Annotated in this window: 21 protein-coding genes; 18 read left to right on the forward strand and 3 right to left on the reverse strand. The window is 41.7% G+C overall.

The features are described 5' to 3' along the window. The first annotated feature begins 20 nt into the window (after positions 1 to 20). From NSQ36_RS07175 to coaD, 9 genes are all read left to right on the forward strand, one after another. Positions 21 to 443, forward strand: coding sequence for a CBS domain-containing protein (locus NSQ36_RS07175; protein ID WP_044142103.1), 423 nt, complete (start codon positions 21 to 23; stop codon positions 441 to 443). A 122-nt stretch (positions 444 to 565) separates the two neighbouring features. Then, a complete protein-coding gene (locus tag NSQ36_RS07180) occupies positions 566 to 1,609 on the forward strand; it encodes a CAP domain-containing protein (RefSeq protein WP_003212349.1) in 1,044 nt (347 codons plus the stop codon). Between the two features lie 108 nt (positions 1,610 to 1,717). Continuing rightward, positions 1,718 to 2,131 (forward strand): YlbD family protein, encoded by a 414-nt coding sequence (locus NSQ36_RS07185; RefSeq protein ID WP_003212038.1) that lies wholly within the window; start codon positions 1,718 to 1,720, stop codon positions 2,129 to 2,131. Positions 2,132 to 2,150: 19 nt separating this feature from the next. After that, positions 2,151 to 2,399, forward strand: a complete 249-nt coding sequence (locus NSQ36_RS07190) for a YlbE-like family protein (RefSeq protein ID WP_034619936.1) — start codon at positions 2,151 to 2,153, stop codon at positions 2,397 to 2,399. 72 nt (positions 2,400 to 2,471) lie between these two features. Next, positions 2,472 to 2,879 carry a hypothetical protein gene (locus NSQ36_RS07195; RefSeq protein ID WP_050945107.1) on the forward strand — a complete coding sequence of 136 codons (408 nt, stop codon included), beginning with the start codon at positions 2,472 to 2,474 and terminating at the stop codon, positions 2,877 to 2,879. 57 nt (positions 2,880 to 2,936) lie between these two features. Beyond that, complete coding sequence (locus NSQ36_RS07200) at positions 2,937 to 3,386, forward strand: YlbF family regulator (protein ID WP_007499807.1); 450 nt, start codon at positions 2,937 to 2,939, stop codon at positions 3,384 to 3,386. A 66-nt stretch (positions 3,387 to 3,452) separates the two neighbouring features. Continuing rightward, a complete protein-coding gene (locus NSQ36_RS07205) occupies positions 3,453 to 3,725 on the forward strand; it encodes a YlbG family protein (RefSeq protein WP_003212137.1) in 273 nt (90 codons plus the stop codon). Positions 3,726 to 4,005: 280 nt separating this feature from the next. After that, entirely contained in the window at positions 4,006 to 4,593 is a 588-nt protein-coding gene (gene rsmD / locus NSQ36_RS07210; RefSeq protein WP_257736834.1) for a 16S rRNA (guanine(966)-N(2))-methyltransferase RsmD, read from the forward strand. Positions 4,594 to 4,596: 3 nt separating this feature from the next. Further along, entirely contained in the window at positions 4,597 to 5,079 is a 483-nt protein-coding gene (gene coaD, locus NSQ36_RS07215) for a pantetheine-phosphate adenylyltransferase (RefSeq protein ID WP_044142001.1), read from the forward strand. Between the two features lie 13 nt (positions 5,080 to 5,092). On the opposite strand, the gene ylbJ is transcribed toward coaD, so the two are convergent. Continuing rightward, entirely contained in the window at positions 5,093 to 6,301 is a 1,209-nt protein-coding gene (gene ylbJ / locus NSQ36_RS07220; RefSeq protein WP_277552440.1) for a sporulation integral membrane protein YlbJ, read from the reverse strand. A 158-nt stretch (positions 6,302 to 6,459) separates the two neighbouring features. Here ylbJ and NSQ36_RS07225 point away from each other — a divergent pair, with 158 nt between their 5' ends. After that, positions 6,460 to 7,239 carry a patatin-like phospholipase family protein gene (locus NSQ36_RS07225; protein ID WP_050945106.1) on the forward strand — a complete coding sequence of 260 codons (780 nt, stop codon included), beginning with the start codon at positions 6,460 to 6,462 and terminating at the stop codon, positions 7,237 to 7,239. A gap of 4 nt (positions 7,240 to 7,243) precedes the next feature. After that, positions 7,244 to 8,272: a SepM family pheromone-processing serine protease gene (locus tag NSQ36_RS07230; RefSeq protein ID WP_050945105.1), complete on the forward strand. Its 1,029-nt coding sequence runs from the start codon at positions 7,244 to 7,246 to the stop codon at positions 8,270 to 8,272. A 177-nt stretch (positions 8,273 to 8,449) separates the two neighbouring features. Here NSQ36_RS07230 and NSQ36_RS07235 read toward each other — a convergent pair whose 3' ends face one another. Continuing rightward, positions 8,450 to 9,694, reverse strand: coding sequence for a nucleotidyltransferase (locus NSQ36_RS07235; RefSeq protein WP_284906397.1), 1,245 nt, complete (start codon positions 9,692 to 9,694; stop codon positions 8,450 to 8,452). 206 nt (positions 9,695 to 9,900) lie between these two features. Here NSQ36_RS07235 and NSQ36_RS07240 point away from each other — a divergent pair, with 206 nt between their 5' ends. The 3 genes from NSQ36_RS07240 (at position 9,901) to gerR (ending at position 11,298) form a co-directional block, all read left to right on the forward strand. Beyond that, complete coding sequence (locus NSQ36_RS07240; RefSeq protein ID WP_339207108.1) at positions 9,901 to 10,419, forward strand: DUF177 domain-containing protein; 519 nt, start codon at positions 9,901 to 9,903, stop codon at positions 10,417 to 10,419. Positions 10,420 to 10,445: 26 nt separating this feature from the next. Then, complete coding sequence (gene rpmF / locus NSQ36_RS07245; protein ID WP_008354700.1) at positions 10,446 to 10,619, forward strand: 50S ribosomal protein L32; 174 nt, start codon at positions 10,446 to 10,448, stop codon at positions 10,617 to 10,619. 139 nt (positions 10,620 to 10,758) lie between these two features. Further along, the gene (gerR, locus tag NSQ36_RS07250) at positions 10,759 to 11,298 is read left to right on the forward strand and encodes a sporulation-specific transcriptional regulator GerR (RefSeq protein WP_339207111.1); all 540 of its coding nucleotides are present in this window, start codon (positions 10,759 to 10,761) and stop codon (positions 11,296 to 11,298) included. 46 nt (positions 11,299 to 11,344) lie between these two features. Here the strand turns inward: gerR and NSQ36_RS07255 are convergent, their stop codons facing one another. Next, positions 11,345 to 11,824, reverse strand: a complete 480-nt coding sequence (locus tag NSQ36_RS07255; protein ID WP_003211702.1) for an N-acetyltransferase — start codon at positions 11,822 to 11,824, stop codon at positions 11,345 to 11,347. A gap of 209 nt (positions 11,825 to 12,033) precedes the next feature. On the opposite strand from NSQ36_RS07255, the gene NSQ36_RS07260 reads away from it, so the two are divergent. The 4 genes from NSQ36_RS07260 to rsmH all read left to right on the forward strand — a co-directional run bounded on the left by NSQ36_RS07260 (position 12,034) and on the right by rsmH (position 16,177). Beyond that, positions 12,034 to 12,933 (forward strand): 2-dehydropantoate 2-reductase, encoded by a 900-nt coding sequence (locus NSQ36_RS07260; RefSeq protein WP_339207113.1) that lies wholly within the window; start codon positions 12,034 to 12,036, stop codon positions 12,931 to 12,933. 65 nt (positions 12,934 to 12,998) lie between these two features. Continuing rightward, positions 12,999 to 14,618 (forward strand): bacillithiol biosynthesis cysteine-adding enzyme BshC, encoded by a 1,620-nt coding sequence (gene bshC, locus NSQ36_RS07265; RefSeq protein WP_212045836.1) that lies wholly within the window; start codon positions 12,999 to 13,001, stop codon positions 14,616 to 14,618. A gap of 128 nt (positions 14,619 to 14,746) precedes the next feature. Then, positions 14,747 to 15,178, forward strand: a complete 432-nt coding sequence (gene mraZ / locus NSQ36_RS07270; protein WP_003211163.1) for a division/cell wall cluster transcriptional repressor MraZ — start codon at positions 14,747 to 14,749, stop codon at positions 15,176 to 15,178. 66 nt (positions 15,179 to 15,244) lie between these two features. Next, positions 15,245 to 16,177: a 16S rRNA (cytosine(1402)-N(4))-methyltransferase RsmH gene (rsmH, locus tag NSQ36_RS07275; protein ID WP_127686901.1), complete on the forward strand. Its 933-nt coding sequence runs from the start codon at positions 15,245 to 15,247 to the stop codon at positions 16,175 to 16,177. Positions 16,178 to 16,211: the final 34 nt, after the last annotated feature.

Consider the following 16,211-nt stretch of genomic DNA (forward strand, 5'->3'; position numbering starts at 1 on the left):
CGAAAAAAATTAAAGATATTATGACAAAAAAAGTAGTGACATGTCAGCAAGATGACAATACGTATGAAGCCGCAGTCAAAATGAGAGACGCAGACATTGGTGCCATTCCCGTGGTTAACGGAGATCAGCTCGTTGGTATCGTGACAGACCGTGACCTTGTACTCAGAGGCATTGCAGAAAAAAAGCCAAACTCACAGGAAGTAGGCTCGCTGATGACGAAGGAAGTACTGACAGCAGAAGAAGATGCAACGCTTGAAGAAATTGTCCGGCTGATGTCAGAGCACCAGCTTCGCCGCATTCCTGTTGTGAAGAACGGTGCATTAACAGGGATTGTCGCTCTTGGAGATTTATCCGTCGAAGATTTATCGAATGATCGCGCAGGAGATGCACTGACAGAAATCTCTCAGCAGGATCAAGATCATGGGCAAGGATTTCTTCATTAAGAGGGGCATATTTTAAATTCGTGTTAAATAGGCTGTATTGTCGTTGATAAATAGAGCGAGTTTTGTTTAAATGACAGTAGAAGGTACTTTTTGTACCTTGCCAATTTAACGGAGGTGTTTATTTGAAAACTGTGCTCAAAACACTCCTCATCCTCCTGATTATATCTGGAACGTACGTTCTGTTTATTCAATATGGATCTTCACCAGAAAAAGAAAACAGCAATGAACCGAAGGTGTCTAATGAAGAAACATCTAGCGATAAGCCGATCAACATCCCTAAAAAGGGGCTCATGTCCTTTATGGGGAAATCTTCAAACGAAGTGCTTAAACAGCTGGGAGAACCAGATCGCATTGATCCTTCTGCATATGATTATGACTGGTGGATATACAATCAATCGAAGAAGCACTATATTCAAGTAGGGGTAAAGGATAGTAAAGTGGTGACATTGTTTGCAACAGGAGACGGGCTCAATGTTGAACCGTTTAAAATCGGTCAAGCCACAAGTGAGGTATTTAAAAAAACACAAATTGCACCTTACATTCATGTAGAGGATGAACAAAATTCATACCGCTTTGAATTCTCAGAAGATGATATGAATACAAGACCTACCGTGAAAGTGGACGATGATGTATATGTTCAGCTTTACATGGATAAGTTTGAAAGCACCCTTTCAAGTATCAGGGCGTTTAACGCAGATACATTTGTGAAACAAAAGCCATACGAAGTCGTCTATCGTGGTCAATTGATAGAACCAGAGGCAATATCGGGTGAAAAATGGAAAGAGATCGAAGCTTCCAGTCAAAAACAAATTTTTGATATGACCAATATTATTCGTCATAAGTACAAACTGCCGATCTTAAAGTGGGATGATGAAACCTCTGAAGTGGCATTCATGCATAGTGAGGACATGAAAGAGAATCATTATTTCTCCCATGAATCTAAAAAATACGGTACGCTGAAAGACCGATTAGAAAGAGGCGAGGTGGCATTTCAGCTCGCAGGTGAAAACATTGCCTATAATTATGTAGATGGACCTGCAGCGGTAGAAGGCTGGCTCAATAGTGAAGGTCATAGAAAGGCGTTATTAAATAAAGATTACACACACCTTGGCGTCGGTGTGAAAGAAAAATACTACACCCAAAACTTCATTAAAAAAACATCTTAAACGAAAGCAGCTGCACCATCGCAGCTGTTTTTTTGATTGAAAAAGAGGCTCACCAAAATAACTGCTGATGTATATAGTATAGTAGGCATTTGTATGGGGGGTGAGGATATGACAAACAAGCAAAAACAAACATCCATTGATGAATTTAAACAATTCGTCAGACGCCATCCGAAGTTAATTCAAGAAGTGCAAACGCAAGAAAAAAGCTGGCAAAGTGTATACGAAAATTGGGTCATGTTTGGTGAGGAAGATGAGATGTGGTCTCCTTACCGGCAAACGCAATCTGGAGACGTGAAAGAAGAAAAAGACTCTAAGCCAAGTGAAGCGGGAAAAGCCGATTTTATGTCTAAAATGGTTTCTGCTGTGAAAAAAATGGACGCTGATCAAATGAATGAACAAATCAACAAAATGAGCCAGTCTATTTCCTCTTTACAAAGCTTACTCGGACAATTTTCATCAAATGGCTCAAAGAAAGGTTCATCTGGAGGCAGTCAGCACCCATTCTCCTTCAGGAAAGATTAAGTGAAAGGGGATGCTTTTGGTGCGGAAAGAAGTACTGGAGTTTGTCATGGCCGAAGAGGATCGAATCAAATTCATCAGACAGCGTCCTCTCTGGTACAGACAGCTGACTCGACATCCTGATAAGCTATCGTCCTTTGAATTAGATAAAATGAATTTTTACGAAAAAACCATTCCTCATCGTGTGAGTCAGTTGAGTAACAGTGTCCAAATGGCTGAAATGATGATTCAAATGTTCCAAGCAATGCGCAATCAAAATGGAGCCGGATGAGGCTTTTTTGAGTTGATTAAGATGTCTATTTCCTGAGCATCCTATAAAAGTAGATGAAAGGAGAATCAGATGATGAAATGGATGCTGTCAATATGCGCATTGCTTTTTCTTGTCACCGGGTGTCAAAGTCAACATGAAGAGAAGCAAGTCATAAAGCAAGATCCAGCTGTACATGTGATGCAGCAAGCCCAAAGCGAAATGAAGCAGCAAGGTTTTTTAAAATACAAAGTGCAGGGGTCTTCTGTTTATATAGAAAGTACACTGCAAGATTTTCATCTTGAGCCTACGCGACTAAAAAAGGATGAGAAGGCGGGATATTTTACAGTGTATGTAGACGGAAAACGTGCAGGCAATGAATATACTGCTGCATTTGTGGTCAAGCATCTCTCAAAAGGAAAGCATAAAATGACCGTTGTGCTCAATTCTCGTCATCCAGAATATAGGCAGAAAAGAGAGACATGGGATGTATTTGTGACGTAAAAGCATTTTCTGATCCATAGGTTTCGTGGTAAACTATGAATTGGAGGTGCATCATTTATGTATGCGACAATCGAATCTGTGGAGCTCCAAGAGGAAGCGAATCAATTGGCTGCCATGATTCTTCAGTCGGAGGAGGCTGAACATTACCGCAACTGCTTTAAGCGTCTCCAGCAAGACGAAGAAGCCCAACAAATTATTGCCCATTTTACAAAAGTAAAAGAGCAATATGAGGATGTGCAGCGGTTCGGCAAATACCATCCGGACTATAGAACGATCTCAAAGGAAATGCGTGAGGTCAAAAGAAAGTTAGATCTTCACGATACAGTGGTTGATTTCAAAAAAGCAGAAACAGCGATTCAATCCATCTTAGATGAGATTAGTATTGAAATCGGTCAAGCTGTATCAGCATATATCAAAGTTCCAACAGGGAACCCATATTTTGATGGTCTATCATCATGCGGCGGTGGCTGTGGATCTGGTGGCAGCTGTGGCTGTAAAGTATCTTGACGAGACTTGAATGTCTCGTCTTTTACATAATGACTGAAAAGAATTGAAAAAGCGGCAGGTGAAAAGATGGAAACCAAACGTCAAGGGATGGTCGTTTGGCTGCATTCGTTAAAGCAGTCAAAGGCGCTAAGAAAATTTGGAAATGTTCACTATATTTCACGGAAAATGAAATATGCAGTGATCTATTGTGATATGAATGATCTCGAGCGCCATATGGCTAAGCTCAGCTCATTGCCATTTGTGAAACGTGTTGAGCCTTCATATAAACCCTTTATTAAATTAGAGTACGAATCCAAATTGGACAAAGCAAAAGAGTATGATTATAAAGTGGGCTTTTAAAGACACAAAAAAACCCCCGCGGCATCACCCGCGGGGTCCTTCTATTCTTAATGAATCATTAAGGAGAAGGCAAAGGGAGAGGAGAAACCGGAGGAAGAACTTATGGGGAAACGTAAGTCTTCTCCGCGGTTGGCAACAGCACCACATCAGATGCTGTTATAAGTAGTATGACCCCGCTTTCCTTGATCTATACATAGTAAATGAATGAAAGTCTGCGCATTGTCCCCTGCGGAGTGTTGTGGTAAGATAATGTTGGATTTTTTGTCATACACAATAACCAATAGAAGCAAGCAGAAAAAGTGGTGGAAAAATGAGAGTCATCTCTGGAACGAGAAAAGGCCGCACACTTAAAGCGGTACCAGGTCAATCAACAAGACCGACGACAGATAAAGTAAAAGAATCGATATTTAATATGATCGGCCCGTATTTTGATGGCGGATGGGCCCTTGATTTATTTGCGGGAAGCGGTGGTTTAGGGATTGAAGCGCTTTCTAGAGGATTCGATCATTGCATATTCGTTGATCGAGATATGAAGGCGATTCAAACGATCAAAGGAAACCTCAATCAATTGGAGTTGATTGATCAAAGTGAAGTGTTTCGAAACGAGGCAAAGCGTGCACTTGCAGCCGTTGTGAAACGAGAGGAATCCTTTCAAGCGATCTTTCTTGATCCGCCTTACAAAGATCAACAGCTAAAAGCACTTCTTGACATGATTGACGAGCATGCCTTATTAACAGATGACGGCGTGATCGTGTGTGAGCATGATAAGGACGTTATACTGCCAGAGGAAGCTGGACAGCTTTACATATCAAGACAGGAACTGTACGGGTTGACTGGTATTACGATCTATAGAAAGCGGGGAAATTAAAGCATGGGGAACATAGCCGTTTGTCCGGGTAGCTTCGATCCAGTCACATTGGGCCATTTGGATATCATCAAAAGAGGTGCAAAGATCTTTGATGAAGTGTATGTATGTGTACTAAATAACTCATCCAAGAAACCGTTATTTACCGTTGAAGAACGGTGTGAGCTCATTCGCCAAGCGACGAAGGATCTGCCAAATATCAAAGTCGAATCCTTTCACGGTCTGCTTGTTGATTATGCGAAACAAAAAGAAGCCAAAGTCATTTTACGCGGATTAAGAGCTGTGACAGACTTTGAATATGAAATGCAGGGCACATCAATGAATAAAGTGTTAAACGATGACATTGAAACGTTTTTCATGATGACCAACAATCAGTATTCCTTCTTAAGCTCAAGCATTGTCAAAGAAGTAGCGAAATATGATGGTTCAGTCAAAGACCTTGTGCCAAAAGAGGTAGAAGAAGCGCTGATAGAAAAATTTAAAGGATGAGTGCACTGTGCACTCATCCTTTTTTTAATTTCTGATAGTATAGCGCCGTATACAAGATCAAGCTGCATAGCGTGATCAAAGGGCCAGCTGTCACAAGCTGATTCCAAAGCACACTGCTGTACATGACGACCTGCTGGCTTGCTTCAAAGGCACCTGCTGGGAGAGCCATGTCAGATCGAGAGACATAAAGAGGCTTGAACAATAAGAAGGCAAAAACAGCTGCATAAATCCCGTGAAGCAAACGAGCGAAGAAAAACGGTTTAAAGCGTATATCTGTTGCCGCCAGAATGCCAGCGACCTGAGCTTGAACAGAAAACCCGCTGAATCCTAATATAAAGCTGACGACAATCGTTTTAGCAAGAAGGGTGACTTCCTGTGACCCTGTCAGCTGACTTCCTAATGTGATTTCAAATAAACCGGCAATCATCGCAAGATCTAATTCTGGCGGAAGATGCATCGTTTGGAGCATATATCCGACCCCTATGGATAAGAGGTCCGTCACCTGAACAACTGACAGCATTTTGCTAAACACAGAAAATAAGATAATAAAGCCGCCAATCATAAAGAGTGTTTGGACTGATGACATGACCGCATCACTTAAAATTTGGCCGAGCGGTCTTTTCTCTGCGAGTCTTGCTGTATGAAGTGCGCTGAATGCTTCTTTAAACGGTGGGAATAAAATTTGCTTACGGCTTCTCAGATGTGCATCATGCCGCGCTTTATATCCTCGCATCGTCACCCCAACAGCGAGATTCCCTAAATAATGTGCGCAGGCCAAAACAATTCCTAAAGCTGGATGATGAAAAAAACCAACAGCCACCGCACCGAAAATAAACAATGGGTTCGATGAATTTGTAAAAGAAACGAGGCGCTCTGCTTCGATTTGTGTCAGTTGTCCTTCTTGCCTGAGTCTTGTGGTTAATTTCGCACCAGAAGGAAAGCCTGATGCCATTCCCATCGCTAGGACAAATCCGCCTACACCAGGCACTCGAAAGATGGGGCGCATAAATGGCTCTAATAATACCCCGACAAATCTGACAATCCCGAAACTAATTAATAGCTCGGACAAAATAAAAAAAGGAAGCAATGATGGAAATACAACCTCCCACCACATTGCAAGTCCATTTTTAGACGCTTGCAAAGAGGCTTGTGGATGTGTAATCACAGTGGCTGTTAAAAAGATAAAAAAAGCAGCGATGAACAGAGTGTTCCATTTTTTCATGGAGATTTCGCCCCTTGCCGTTATGATCTATTGGCGAGCTCGTGATCAAAAAAGAAAGAAACTAGCCGAGCCTGTCTTCTATTACTATACGAGCAGAAGGGGCATGTTTAGACCAATAGATTCGTATATATGCATAGAAAAGAGGAGGGTGGATTTTCATGAGGCGACCAGTCATCGGGCTTGCGTTAGGCTCTGGGGGTGCGAGGGGAATGGCACATATCGGAGTTTTATCTAGTCTTGAGAAACAAGGTATTCAGGTAGATATGATTGCTGGCAGCAGTATTGGCGCACTTGTTGGGAGCTTTTATGCGGCAGGACAGGACGTAGAAAAAATGAAAAAACTTGCACTTGTCTTCAGAAAAAAGTATTATGCTGACTATACACTGCCAAAAATCGGTCTTTTAAAAGGAAATCGAATTTTGCAGCTGATTCACACGTTTACATATGGGAAAAAATTCGAAGAATTAAAAATGCCCCTTGCAGTGGTTGCCTGTGACCTCGAGACAGGGGAGAAGGTCGTGTTTAAAAAAGGGTCTGTCTCACAAGCAGTCAGAGCAAGCATCAGCATTCCGGGCGTGTTTGTTCCTCATGAAATGGGCGGCAGACAGCTAGTGGATGGAGCGGTTGTGGACCGCATTCCTGTGTCTGTTTTAAAAGATATGGGCGCAGACCTCATTATCGCCTCTGATGTATCAAGAGTGAAAAAAACGGAAAAGGCGACGAGATTATCGGATGTGATTATGCAAAGTTTGGACATCCTTCAAAATGAATTGGTCCGTCATCAAACCATTCACGCTGATGTCATGATCCGGCCGAGGCTTGAAACATTTAGCTCGAGTGCGTTCGTGCAGGTGCAGGAGATGATTGAAGCAGGTGAGCTTGCCGCAGATCAACTAACAGGTACACTGAAAGATGTCATTGATAAATGGGAGTGTTAATCGAATGAAAAAATTAAATATTCGCTGGCTCAGCTTTTTTGTCGTTATCCTTGTATTATGTGGCTTAACCTTTGTCAAACTGCCATATTACGTGACAAAGCCGGGTGATGCAACCGAGATTGCTCCCCACATTCAAGTAGACGGCGGATATGGCGAGAAGGGCAGCTTCTCTCTTATGACAATTAAAGTAGGTCCAGCCAATCCGTATACGTATTTGCTTGCGAAAATGAATAAATATGATGAAATCGTCCCAGAAGAAAATATTAAAGCGGACGGGGAGTCGGATCAAGATTATATGAAACGGCAGCTTCAGCTGATGAAAAGCTCGCAAGAAAATGCCATGATTGCAGCATATACAAAAGCAGGTAAAAAAGTAGATTATACGTTTAACGGCGTATATGCAAGCTACGTGATGAAAGGAATGCCTGCTTACGGCAAAATTGAAGTGGGCGACCGAATCAAAAGCGTTGATGGCAAGACCTATGATTCTGCTGATAAAATGGTTTCGTATATCAGCAGCAAAAAAGCAGGTACATCTGTCCGTTTTGTCCTTGAACGAAATGGCAAAGACATGACGGAGAAAGTGACGTTAAAACCATTTAAAGAAGAGCCGAATCGAGTTGGAATTGGCGTATCATTATTTACAGACCGAAATGTGAAAGTCTCACCTTCTATTAAGGTGGATATCGAAAATATCGGCGGCCCATCAGCAGGTCTTATGATGTCACTTGAAATTTATAACCAGCTGACAAAAGAAGACGAAACACATGGCTATGCGATTGCAGGAACGGGAACGATTGACGCCGATGGAACGGTCGGTCCAATTGGCGGAATCGATCAAAAGGTCGTGGCGGCAGATAAAGCAGGAAAAGATATATTCTTTGCACCGAATGATAAAGGTGATCCAAATTCAGACTATAGAAATGCTGTCAAAACAGCGAAAGATATTAAAAGTGATATGAAAATTGTGCCTGTAGATACAATGCAAGATGCCCTGAACTATTTAAACAAATTAAAAGAGAAAGCATCTTAATCAAAAAAGAGCAGCCTTCATAAAGGCTGCTCTCAGCATGTAGACAAACCTTTGCATTCTTTGTCAGGACTGCAAAGGTTTTCTATTATGCTGAAAAGAAGACAAAGGCTAAAATAAAGATCATTTTAGCCCTGTGTCAACAATTTGGAGCAGCCTTCCGCAAGGCTGCTTTTTTTGCTAAGACTGGAAGAGACCAGTCTCTTCATCATATCGGATCGGTGAGGTTTTAAATTCCGCTCCCGTTAAGTTCGTTTGCATCGGCTCACTAACGGGCAGGCTGAAGACGCGGGATGCGCGAATATCAAGATTAAGTGCGGGATGTGAAAAGGCAGACAGCTTACTGACGAGCGGCACGTCCAATTCTTTTTTCACAAGAGATAAGTATTGCTGCCCTTTCTTTGACATACCAAGTAAACGAATATAAGGCGCTTTTTTCTCTTTCAGCAGCTCATGCATGGCACTCTTTTTCACCCTCATTAAGAGATGTGTGTTCATCCGTTGCAGCCTCGTCCACGTATAGCGTTTTGTTTTCACAAGTGATAGATATTCCTCGTAGGAGGACGCATGTGTAATCGCCTTTTGCATGCGGTGTTCGATGCCTTCTTCGATTTCATAGATGCCTTCTAGTTCTGCCGTATCCATTGTGTGAAAAACGTGTTTTAAGAAGCTAAAGTAGGCTTCTTGTGTATGTAGAAGACCATATGAAGAATGATAGTCATGTAATTGCTTAAGCGTAGCTTCTGGGAGATAAGGGGCGACTGTTTCAAATGTACCATGATCTTTTAACGCTTTTCGTATACTTGTTGCGCTTGCGATTTTCTGATTTTCAGGTAGTTTATCATCATGATAACCAGATGAAATCCTTTGAGAGGTAAAGGGCTGCATGTGAGGGGATCTCTCCAAGATGGCTTTGACATAATGGAAACCTAAAATATTATTGGGCAGAGACAGATCCAGTAAGTGCTTAGGATCAATCACCTCTTGAAACGCAGCAGCAGCAGCAGCTGGATAACTAAGGCCCTCTTTTACTTTTCCTTTTGTGAAAAGGTCAATTTCTTCTTTTTTCTCATGCCAAGCACGAGCTGTTCGCTCGAATGCTTTGATGTCACCATCCTCGCTGCCGAAAAAAAGGGAGCGGCATTTTAAAGCATCTAGAATCGCCACAGCACCGTTTGCAAAGGTTTCTGCCTTTTGCACTGCGTATATGTATGGAAGCTCACATACAATGTCTACACCGTTTTGCAGTGCCATTTTTGTCCGCGCCCATTTTGAGACGATGGCAGGCTCACCGCGCTGGAGGAAGGAACCGCTCATGACGGCAATGGCAACATCTGAGGAGGTATGTGTTTTCGCCTGACGAACATGATAGGCATGTCCATAATGAAATGGATTATACTCGACAACGACTCCTGTTGCTTTCAATAGATGTTCCGCCTTTCTTGCTATGGTTAAATGGTCTATGCTACAGTAGCATAAGGGAAAAATGAAGCCCATTTTTTTCAGTGTAGGCATTCCGAGAACTGATGTCAAACAACGCTCTGACATCACAAAGGACTGTAAAGAAAAAATATTGACAAATAACATGAGGAAAGCTATAATCATGTTTGTTGCTCTTAGAGGTGATACAATTGAAATGGACAGTTTATCAGTTACATCAAAAAGCTAAAAACAGCTTCGATTTTCATGAGACGGTTGACTTAAATGAACTTACTAGCCTTCATTCAGATATACGTCGCATTTCACAGGTAGAGGTGAAAGGGACTGGAGTGATCGAATCAAAGCAAGTCGCATTTGATTTAACCATCACAGGTGAAATGACATTGCCTTGTTCAAGAACGCTTGTTGATGTAAATTATCCATTTGCGATTTCAACGAAAGAACTATTTGTACTTCATAAGACAGACGACATAGAAGATGAAGACGTTTCTATTGTAGAAGACGACATCATCGACTTAACGCCTTTAGTCAAGGAAGAAATTCTTCTTGAAGTGCCGATGCAAATCTTTTGCGACCAAACGGACGTAAAAGGTGCTGCACCACAAGAAGGGAATGACTGGGCGGTCATTTCGGAAGATGCACATCAAAACCGAATTGATCCGCGTCTGGAAGGCTTGAAGAAGCTCTTAGAAGAAAATAATGAATCTTAACTTAACTCTTTAAGGAGGTGGGAATAATGGCTGTACCTTTTAGAAGAACTTCTAAAATGAAAAAAAGATTGCGTCGTACGCATTTCAAACTACAAGTACCTGGTATGGTAGCTTGCCCAGAATGCGGTGAAATGAAAATTTCTCATCGTGTCTGCAAATCTTGCGGAACATACAAAGGCAAAGACGTAAAAAGCAACTAATGCTTGATAAAAAAACGTGAGGGAATTCTTCCCTTGCGTTTTTTTATTTGTCTATTTTTTAGGTTTCTCCCCTGCAAATAGTCTATCTACTCTAGTAGGCGCATATGATGTGGTATTCAGATTCAGGGGGGATGATCAATTGACGATTACAAGGCAGGACGCATGGACACAGGATGAAGATTTACTTTTAGCAGAAGTTGTCTTAAGGCACATTCGAGACGGAGGAACGCAGCTTTCCGCATTTGAGGAAGTCGGGAAAGCATTGTCAAGAACAGCGGCAGCATGTGGTTTCAGGTGGAACTCATACGTTAGAAAACAATATCAGGCAGGCATAGAGCTGGCAAAAAAACAGCGGAAAGAATTGCGCAAAAAAATAGGTATTCATTCCTCTGGTTTACCACAGCATGCGTTAACCATAGAAGAGAAGATTACTTCAAATCAGGTTGAATTGACCCTTCGAGAAGTGATTCAGTTTTTAGAGCAGCTTGAAAAAGAACCTGATGGACCTACTCATTTACGCGAAGAACTGGCAGATGCACAGCATCAATTGAAGTCACTTACAGAAGAAAATGAACACTTAAAGCGGCAATTAAAAATGACAGAAGAAGATTACCGGGCACTCATAGGTATTGTTGAAAGAGTCAAACAGAATATCAGCTTAAAAGAATATGCTAAATAAAGAGACGCCCCTCACAGAGAAAGGAGGGGCGTTTTGTGATCAGCCTTTAAGCGGATTCACCTGTATTTTTTTGAATATGTGCGGGCTCCCAGATGAGTGGATTTTCACCCTTATCGCGCTCCATATCATATTTGACTGCTTCAAAGCCCATTTTATCCCAAAAACCAGCAGATTTGACGCGCGGATTGGTCCGAATTGGCAATCCGAACGATTTAGCGAATTCAACAAGTGCTTCGCCGTACCCTTTGCGCTGATACCCAGGAAGCACTTCCAGCTTCCACAGCTCTAAATAATCATGGTTGTGGTTAAAATACGTTGTCGTTGAGCCGTCCACTTGATAAAGGCTCATACGTGCCACTAGCTTATCTCCAAAATAAATCCCATAAAATGGAGAGTTGCTGTCATTTTCAATCATATTGCTTTCAAGGTCTTCGAGCATGGATAGCTCTTGTATGCCGTATTCCTTAAATTGTTTAAATTCCTCTAACGTTTTGTAATTAATTAGAAGTCGTTTTACTTGTGCCATATGATCTTCCCCCTTACACACATAATGTCGACAGTGATGTCATTGAAGGCGTTTTCATCCCACCCGCCTCAAAAAGTTTTTACACTTATTATTATAGTTTTTAAATTAAAAAAATTCAATCATAGCGCGCCATCTGCTTTTTGCATCACGACATGAACCTGTTAAAATAGTTGATATCATGAAGTAAACGAAAAAGGGATGTGCGGCAGTTGAATATTGGAATCATTGGCGGCGGTGCGATTGGTCTGCTTTGTGCTAGTTATTTATCACAGCATCATGACGTCACAGTCTTTACAAGAAGAAACGAACAGGCAGAAGAGATTCGAGCAGTAGGCATTGAGCGAACAGTAAAAGGAGAAACATGCCAGGCGGCTGTTCATGCACAGACAGGAATAACAGGAGAATTTGATTTGCTCATCGTGACAGTGAAATATCATCATTTGCAAGATGTACTTGGTGAACTATCGACATTACCTCCTCATCGTATCTTATTCTTACAGAACGGAATGGCTCACTTATTAGATTTGGAGAATTGGAAAACGGGACATTCATTATACATAGGTGTGGTAGAGCACGGAGCTATGAAGATGTCAGATCATGCAGTGAACCATACAGGTATCGGTGTCATCAAGTGGGGGGCATTTCAGCATGAGGAAGCAGCTGATATAAAAAAAGCATTGAATGAGACATCATCTCATTTTCAGATGATCTATACGGATGAATGGAAAAAGGTGCTGGAGGAAAAACTGCTTGTCAATGTCTGTATTAATCCACTCACGGCTTTGCTGCATGTGAGAAACGGGGAATTGATCGCAAACCCTTCATATGAATACATGATGAAATGTGCATTCGAAGAAGCAGTTTCCATCTTGGGCTTACATGAAAAAGAGCGGCTCTGGTCTTATGTAGTCTCTGTTTGTGAGAAAACGGCTGAGAATCAGTCGTCTATGCTTCAAGATATAGTGAAAGGCCGCCAAACCGAAAGAAAAGCCATCCTTGGCTATCTTTTAAAAAAGGCTCAAGCTCACAGCGTTGCGGCGCCACATCTCACTTTCTTTGATCGAAGCTTGGAAGTATTGGAAAAAAAGCAAACAAAATCTTTTGAGTGAGCTCATTTACATGCTATACTTTTTTCGGGAAACTAACTATTTATTGAAGAAAGGAAGTTCTAAACATGCAATTGACTGAACTTTCCATCCGAAGTCAGAATTTATTCATACGTGATTATATAGAAGAAAAAAAAGAGATGACGACTTTTTTTGATTATGATATACATTCTGAGCACACATGGAAAAAGAGATACGACGATCTCATGGAAATGAGCTTCCCGCGCGAGGCTTTAGCGGATTATATGAGCGCGTACCACGCAAAGTTTGAATCGAAAGCGATGCGCCAGAACATTGAAAAGATCCGTGATGAACGGAGTGTCATGGTGGTCGGAGGACAGCAGGCTGGTCTATTAACAGGACCGCTTTATACCATACATAAAATCATATCCATCATTCAGTTTGCAAAAGAAAAAGAAACAGAGCTTGGCGTCCCGGTGATTCCGGTCTTTTGGGTAGCCGGTGAGGATCATGACGTAGATGAAATTAATTTTGTGTACACATCTGGCGAAAAAGGGCCAGTGAAACAAAAGCTGTCATTACATAACGTCAAAAAAGCGGCTGCGAAAAGAATCCCGCTTGATCAAGAAAAAACCGAGACATGGCTCCGTGATGTGTTTTCAACGTATGAAGAATCAGCATACACCAATGACTTGTTTGATCAGCTTCTTCGATGTTTACGCAAATCACAAACGTTTACTGATTTCTTTGAATGGATTGTATGTGACCTCTTTGAAGAGGATGGACTGCTTTTATTTAATTCGGGGGACTTAGGTGTCAAACCACTCGAGCGTGCGTTATTCAAGCACATTGTCGAGACAAATGATGCAGTTACTGCTCGCTTAAATGAATCGCAGGCTGCTATGAAACGAGCAGGATATCAGCCAATTATTGAAGCTGGTGACAATCAGGCGAATCTGTTTTACGAATATGATGAGGAACGTTTCCTGATTGAAAAAGAGAACGGCCGGTTTTCTATATCAGAAGTGGGGCTTACGTGGACGAAGGAAGAGCTTTTGCAGGAAGTGGAGGAGCACCCAGAACGGTTTAGCAACAATGTGGTGACGCGTCCTTTGATGCAGGAAACCCTTCTCCCGACACTTGCCTTTATGGCAGGACACGGTGAGGTTAACTATTGGGGAGAGCTGAAAGGAATCTTTGAGCATTTTAAATTAAAGATGGCGCCTGTTCTTCCAAGACTGCATGTAACCCTTCTTGAAAGGCACATCGACAAGAAACTGCCAGTTAGAGAACTGTCGGTAGAAGAAGTGCTGACAAATGGAGTGAAAGAAAAGAAAGAAGCGCACTTTCAGCAAAGTCTTCCAGACAGCTTTGTTCAAGCGGTTCAACACGCCAAACGTGAATTAGCAAATGCTCATGACGTGATGAGACAAGAAGCACTGGAGATTGAACCAAACTTCGAGCAGCTGCTAGATAAAAATGCCAAATTTATTGAAGACCAGCTTCAATTTGTTTATCAAAAGGTTGCGCAGCGTGTGGAAGAGAAGGAAGGATATATCCTTCGGGACTTTGAACGGATTGAAAATAGTTTAAAACCACTAGATGCTCCGCAGGAAAGAATTTGGAATATCATGTACTTTTTAAACAAATATGGTCCGGAATTCTTCAAAACATTCAAAAATATGCCATTTTCATTTCAAAACAAGCAACAAATTGTCAAACTTTGAAATAAAGTTTTAATGAACCCTGACTAGTTCAGGGTTTTTTTTTATGTAGAAACAGTGTAGAATAAGTTTTGTGGAGAGAAGTGGTGGATAGTGGAGAGTATGGGTGAGAAAGTGGGGCTCTGATTATCATGTTCATGGGTGAATACCAACATACGATTGATACAAAAGGGCGCATGATCATCCCTGCTAAATTTAGAGACGGTCTCGGAGAACAGTTTGTGCTGACGAGAGGGCTTGATCAATGTTTATTTGGCTACCCTATGAGTGAGTGGAAACTAATCGAAGAGAAACTCAAGGCACTACCGCTAACGAAAAAAGATGCACGTGCGTTTACCCGGTTCTTCTTCTCTGGCGCAGTCGAATGCGATCTGGACAAGCAGGGGCGTATTAACATCGCATCAAACCTACTCCAATATGCAAAACTCGAAAAAGAATGTGTGGTCATCGGCGTTTCAAATCGAATTGAGTTGTGGAGTAAGTCGATCTGGGAACAATATACAGAAGAGCAAGAAGATTCTTTTGCTGAAATTGCTGAAAACATGATTGGATTTGATATATAATAATCCCTTGTGCAGCAAGCTTTCTACACATTCATTTCTATTTGAAAAAGGTGGGACCATAACATCATGTTTCAACATGAGACAGTATTATTAAAAGAAACAGTTGACGGTTTAAACGTAAAAGAAGACGGTACATATGTGGACTGCACGCTAGGCGGAGCAGGTCATAGCTCATATTTACTATCTCAATTATCAGAAAAAGGAACATTGATTGGATTTGACCAAGACGATGCTGCACTGGATCATGCACGAGAGAAGCTCGCGGATTCTAAAGCGAACATTCTTTTCATAAAAAGCAACTTCCGATATTTAAAAGAACGTCTGAATGAACAAGGTATTACAAACGTAGACGGTGTGATTTTTGACCTTGGGGTATCATCTCCTCAGCTCGACACACCAGAGAGAGGCTTTAGTTATCACCATGATGCACCTCTTGACATGCGAATGGATCAATCAGCCGCATTGTCGGCAAAAAAAGTGGTGAATGAATGGCCATTTGAAGATCTAGTTCGGATTTTCTACAAATATGGGGAAGAAAAGTTCAGCAAGCAAATCGCACGCAAAATTGAAGAAGCAAGAAAAAAAGCGCCAATTGAAACAACGGGTGAGCTTGTCGACATTATCAAAGAAGGAATTCCGGCACCTGCAAGACGAACTGGCGGACATCCAGCGAAAAGAGTGTTTCAAGCGATCCGAATTGCCGTAAATGATGAATTGAAAGTATTTGAAGAAGCACTAGAACAAGCAATAGAGTTACTCAATCCGAAGGGGAGAATTTCTGTCATTACATTCCATTCACTTGAAGACCGGATTTGTAAAAGTACATTTAGAGAAATGTCTTCTCTTCCAGAACTTCCGCACGGACTACCAGTGATTCCAGAAGGACTTGAACCAAAGCTGAAGCTGATCACGAGAAAACCGATCGTTGCATCAGAACAAGAGCTGGAACATAACAACCGTGCCCGTTCAGCGAAGCTCCGAATTGCAGAAAAAAAGTAAAACGACACCATAGATGATGATAAAAAGGAGGTTT

This window comes from Bacillus sp. FSL W8-1143 (genome assembly GCF_037965155.1).
In the GTDB taxonomy this organism is placed as follows: domain Bacteria; phylum Bacillota; class Bacilli; order Bacillales; family Bacillaceae; genus Bacillus; species Bacillus pumilus.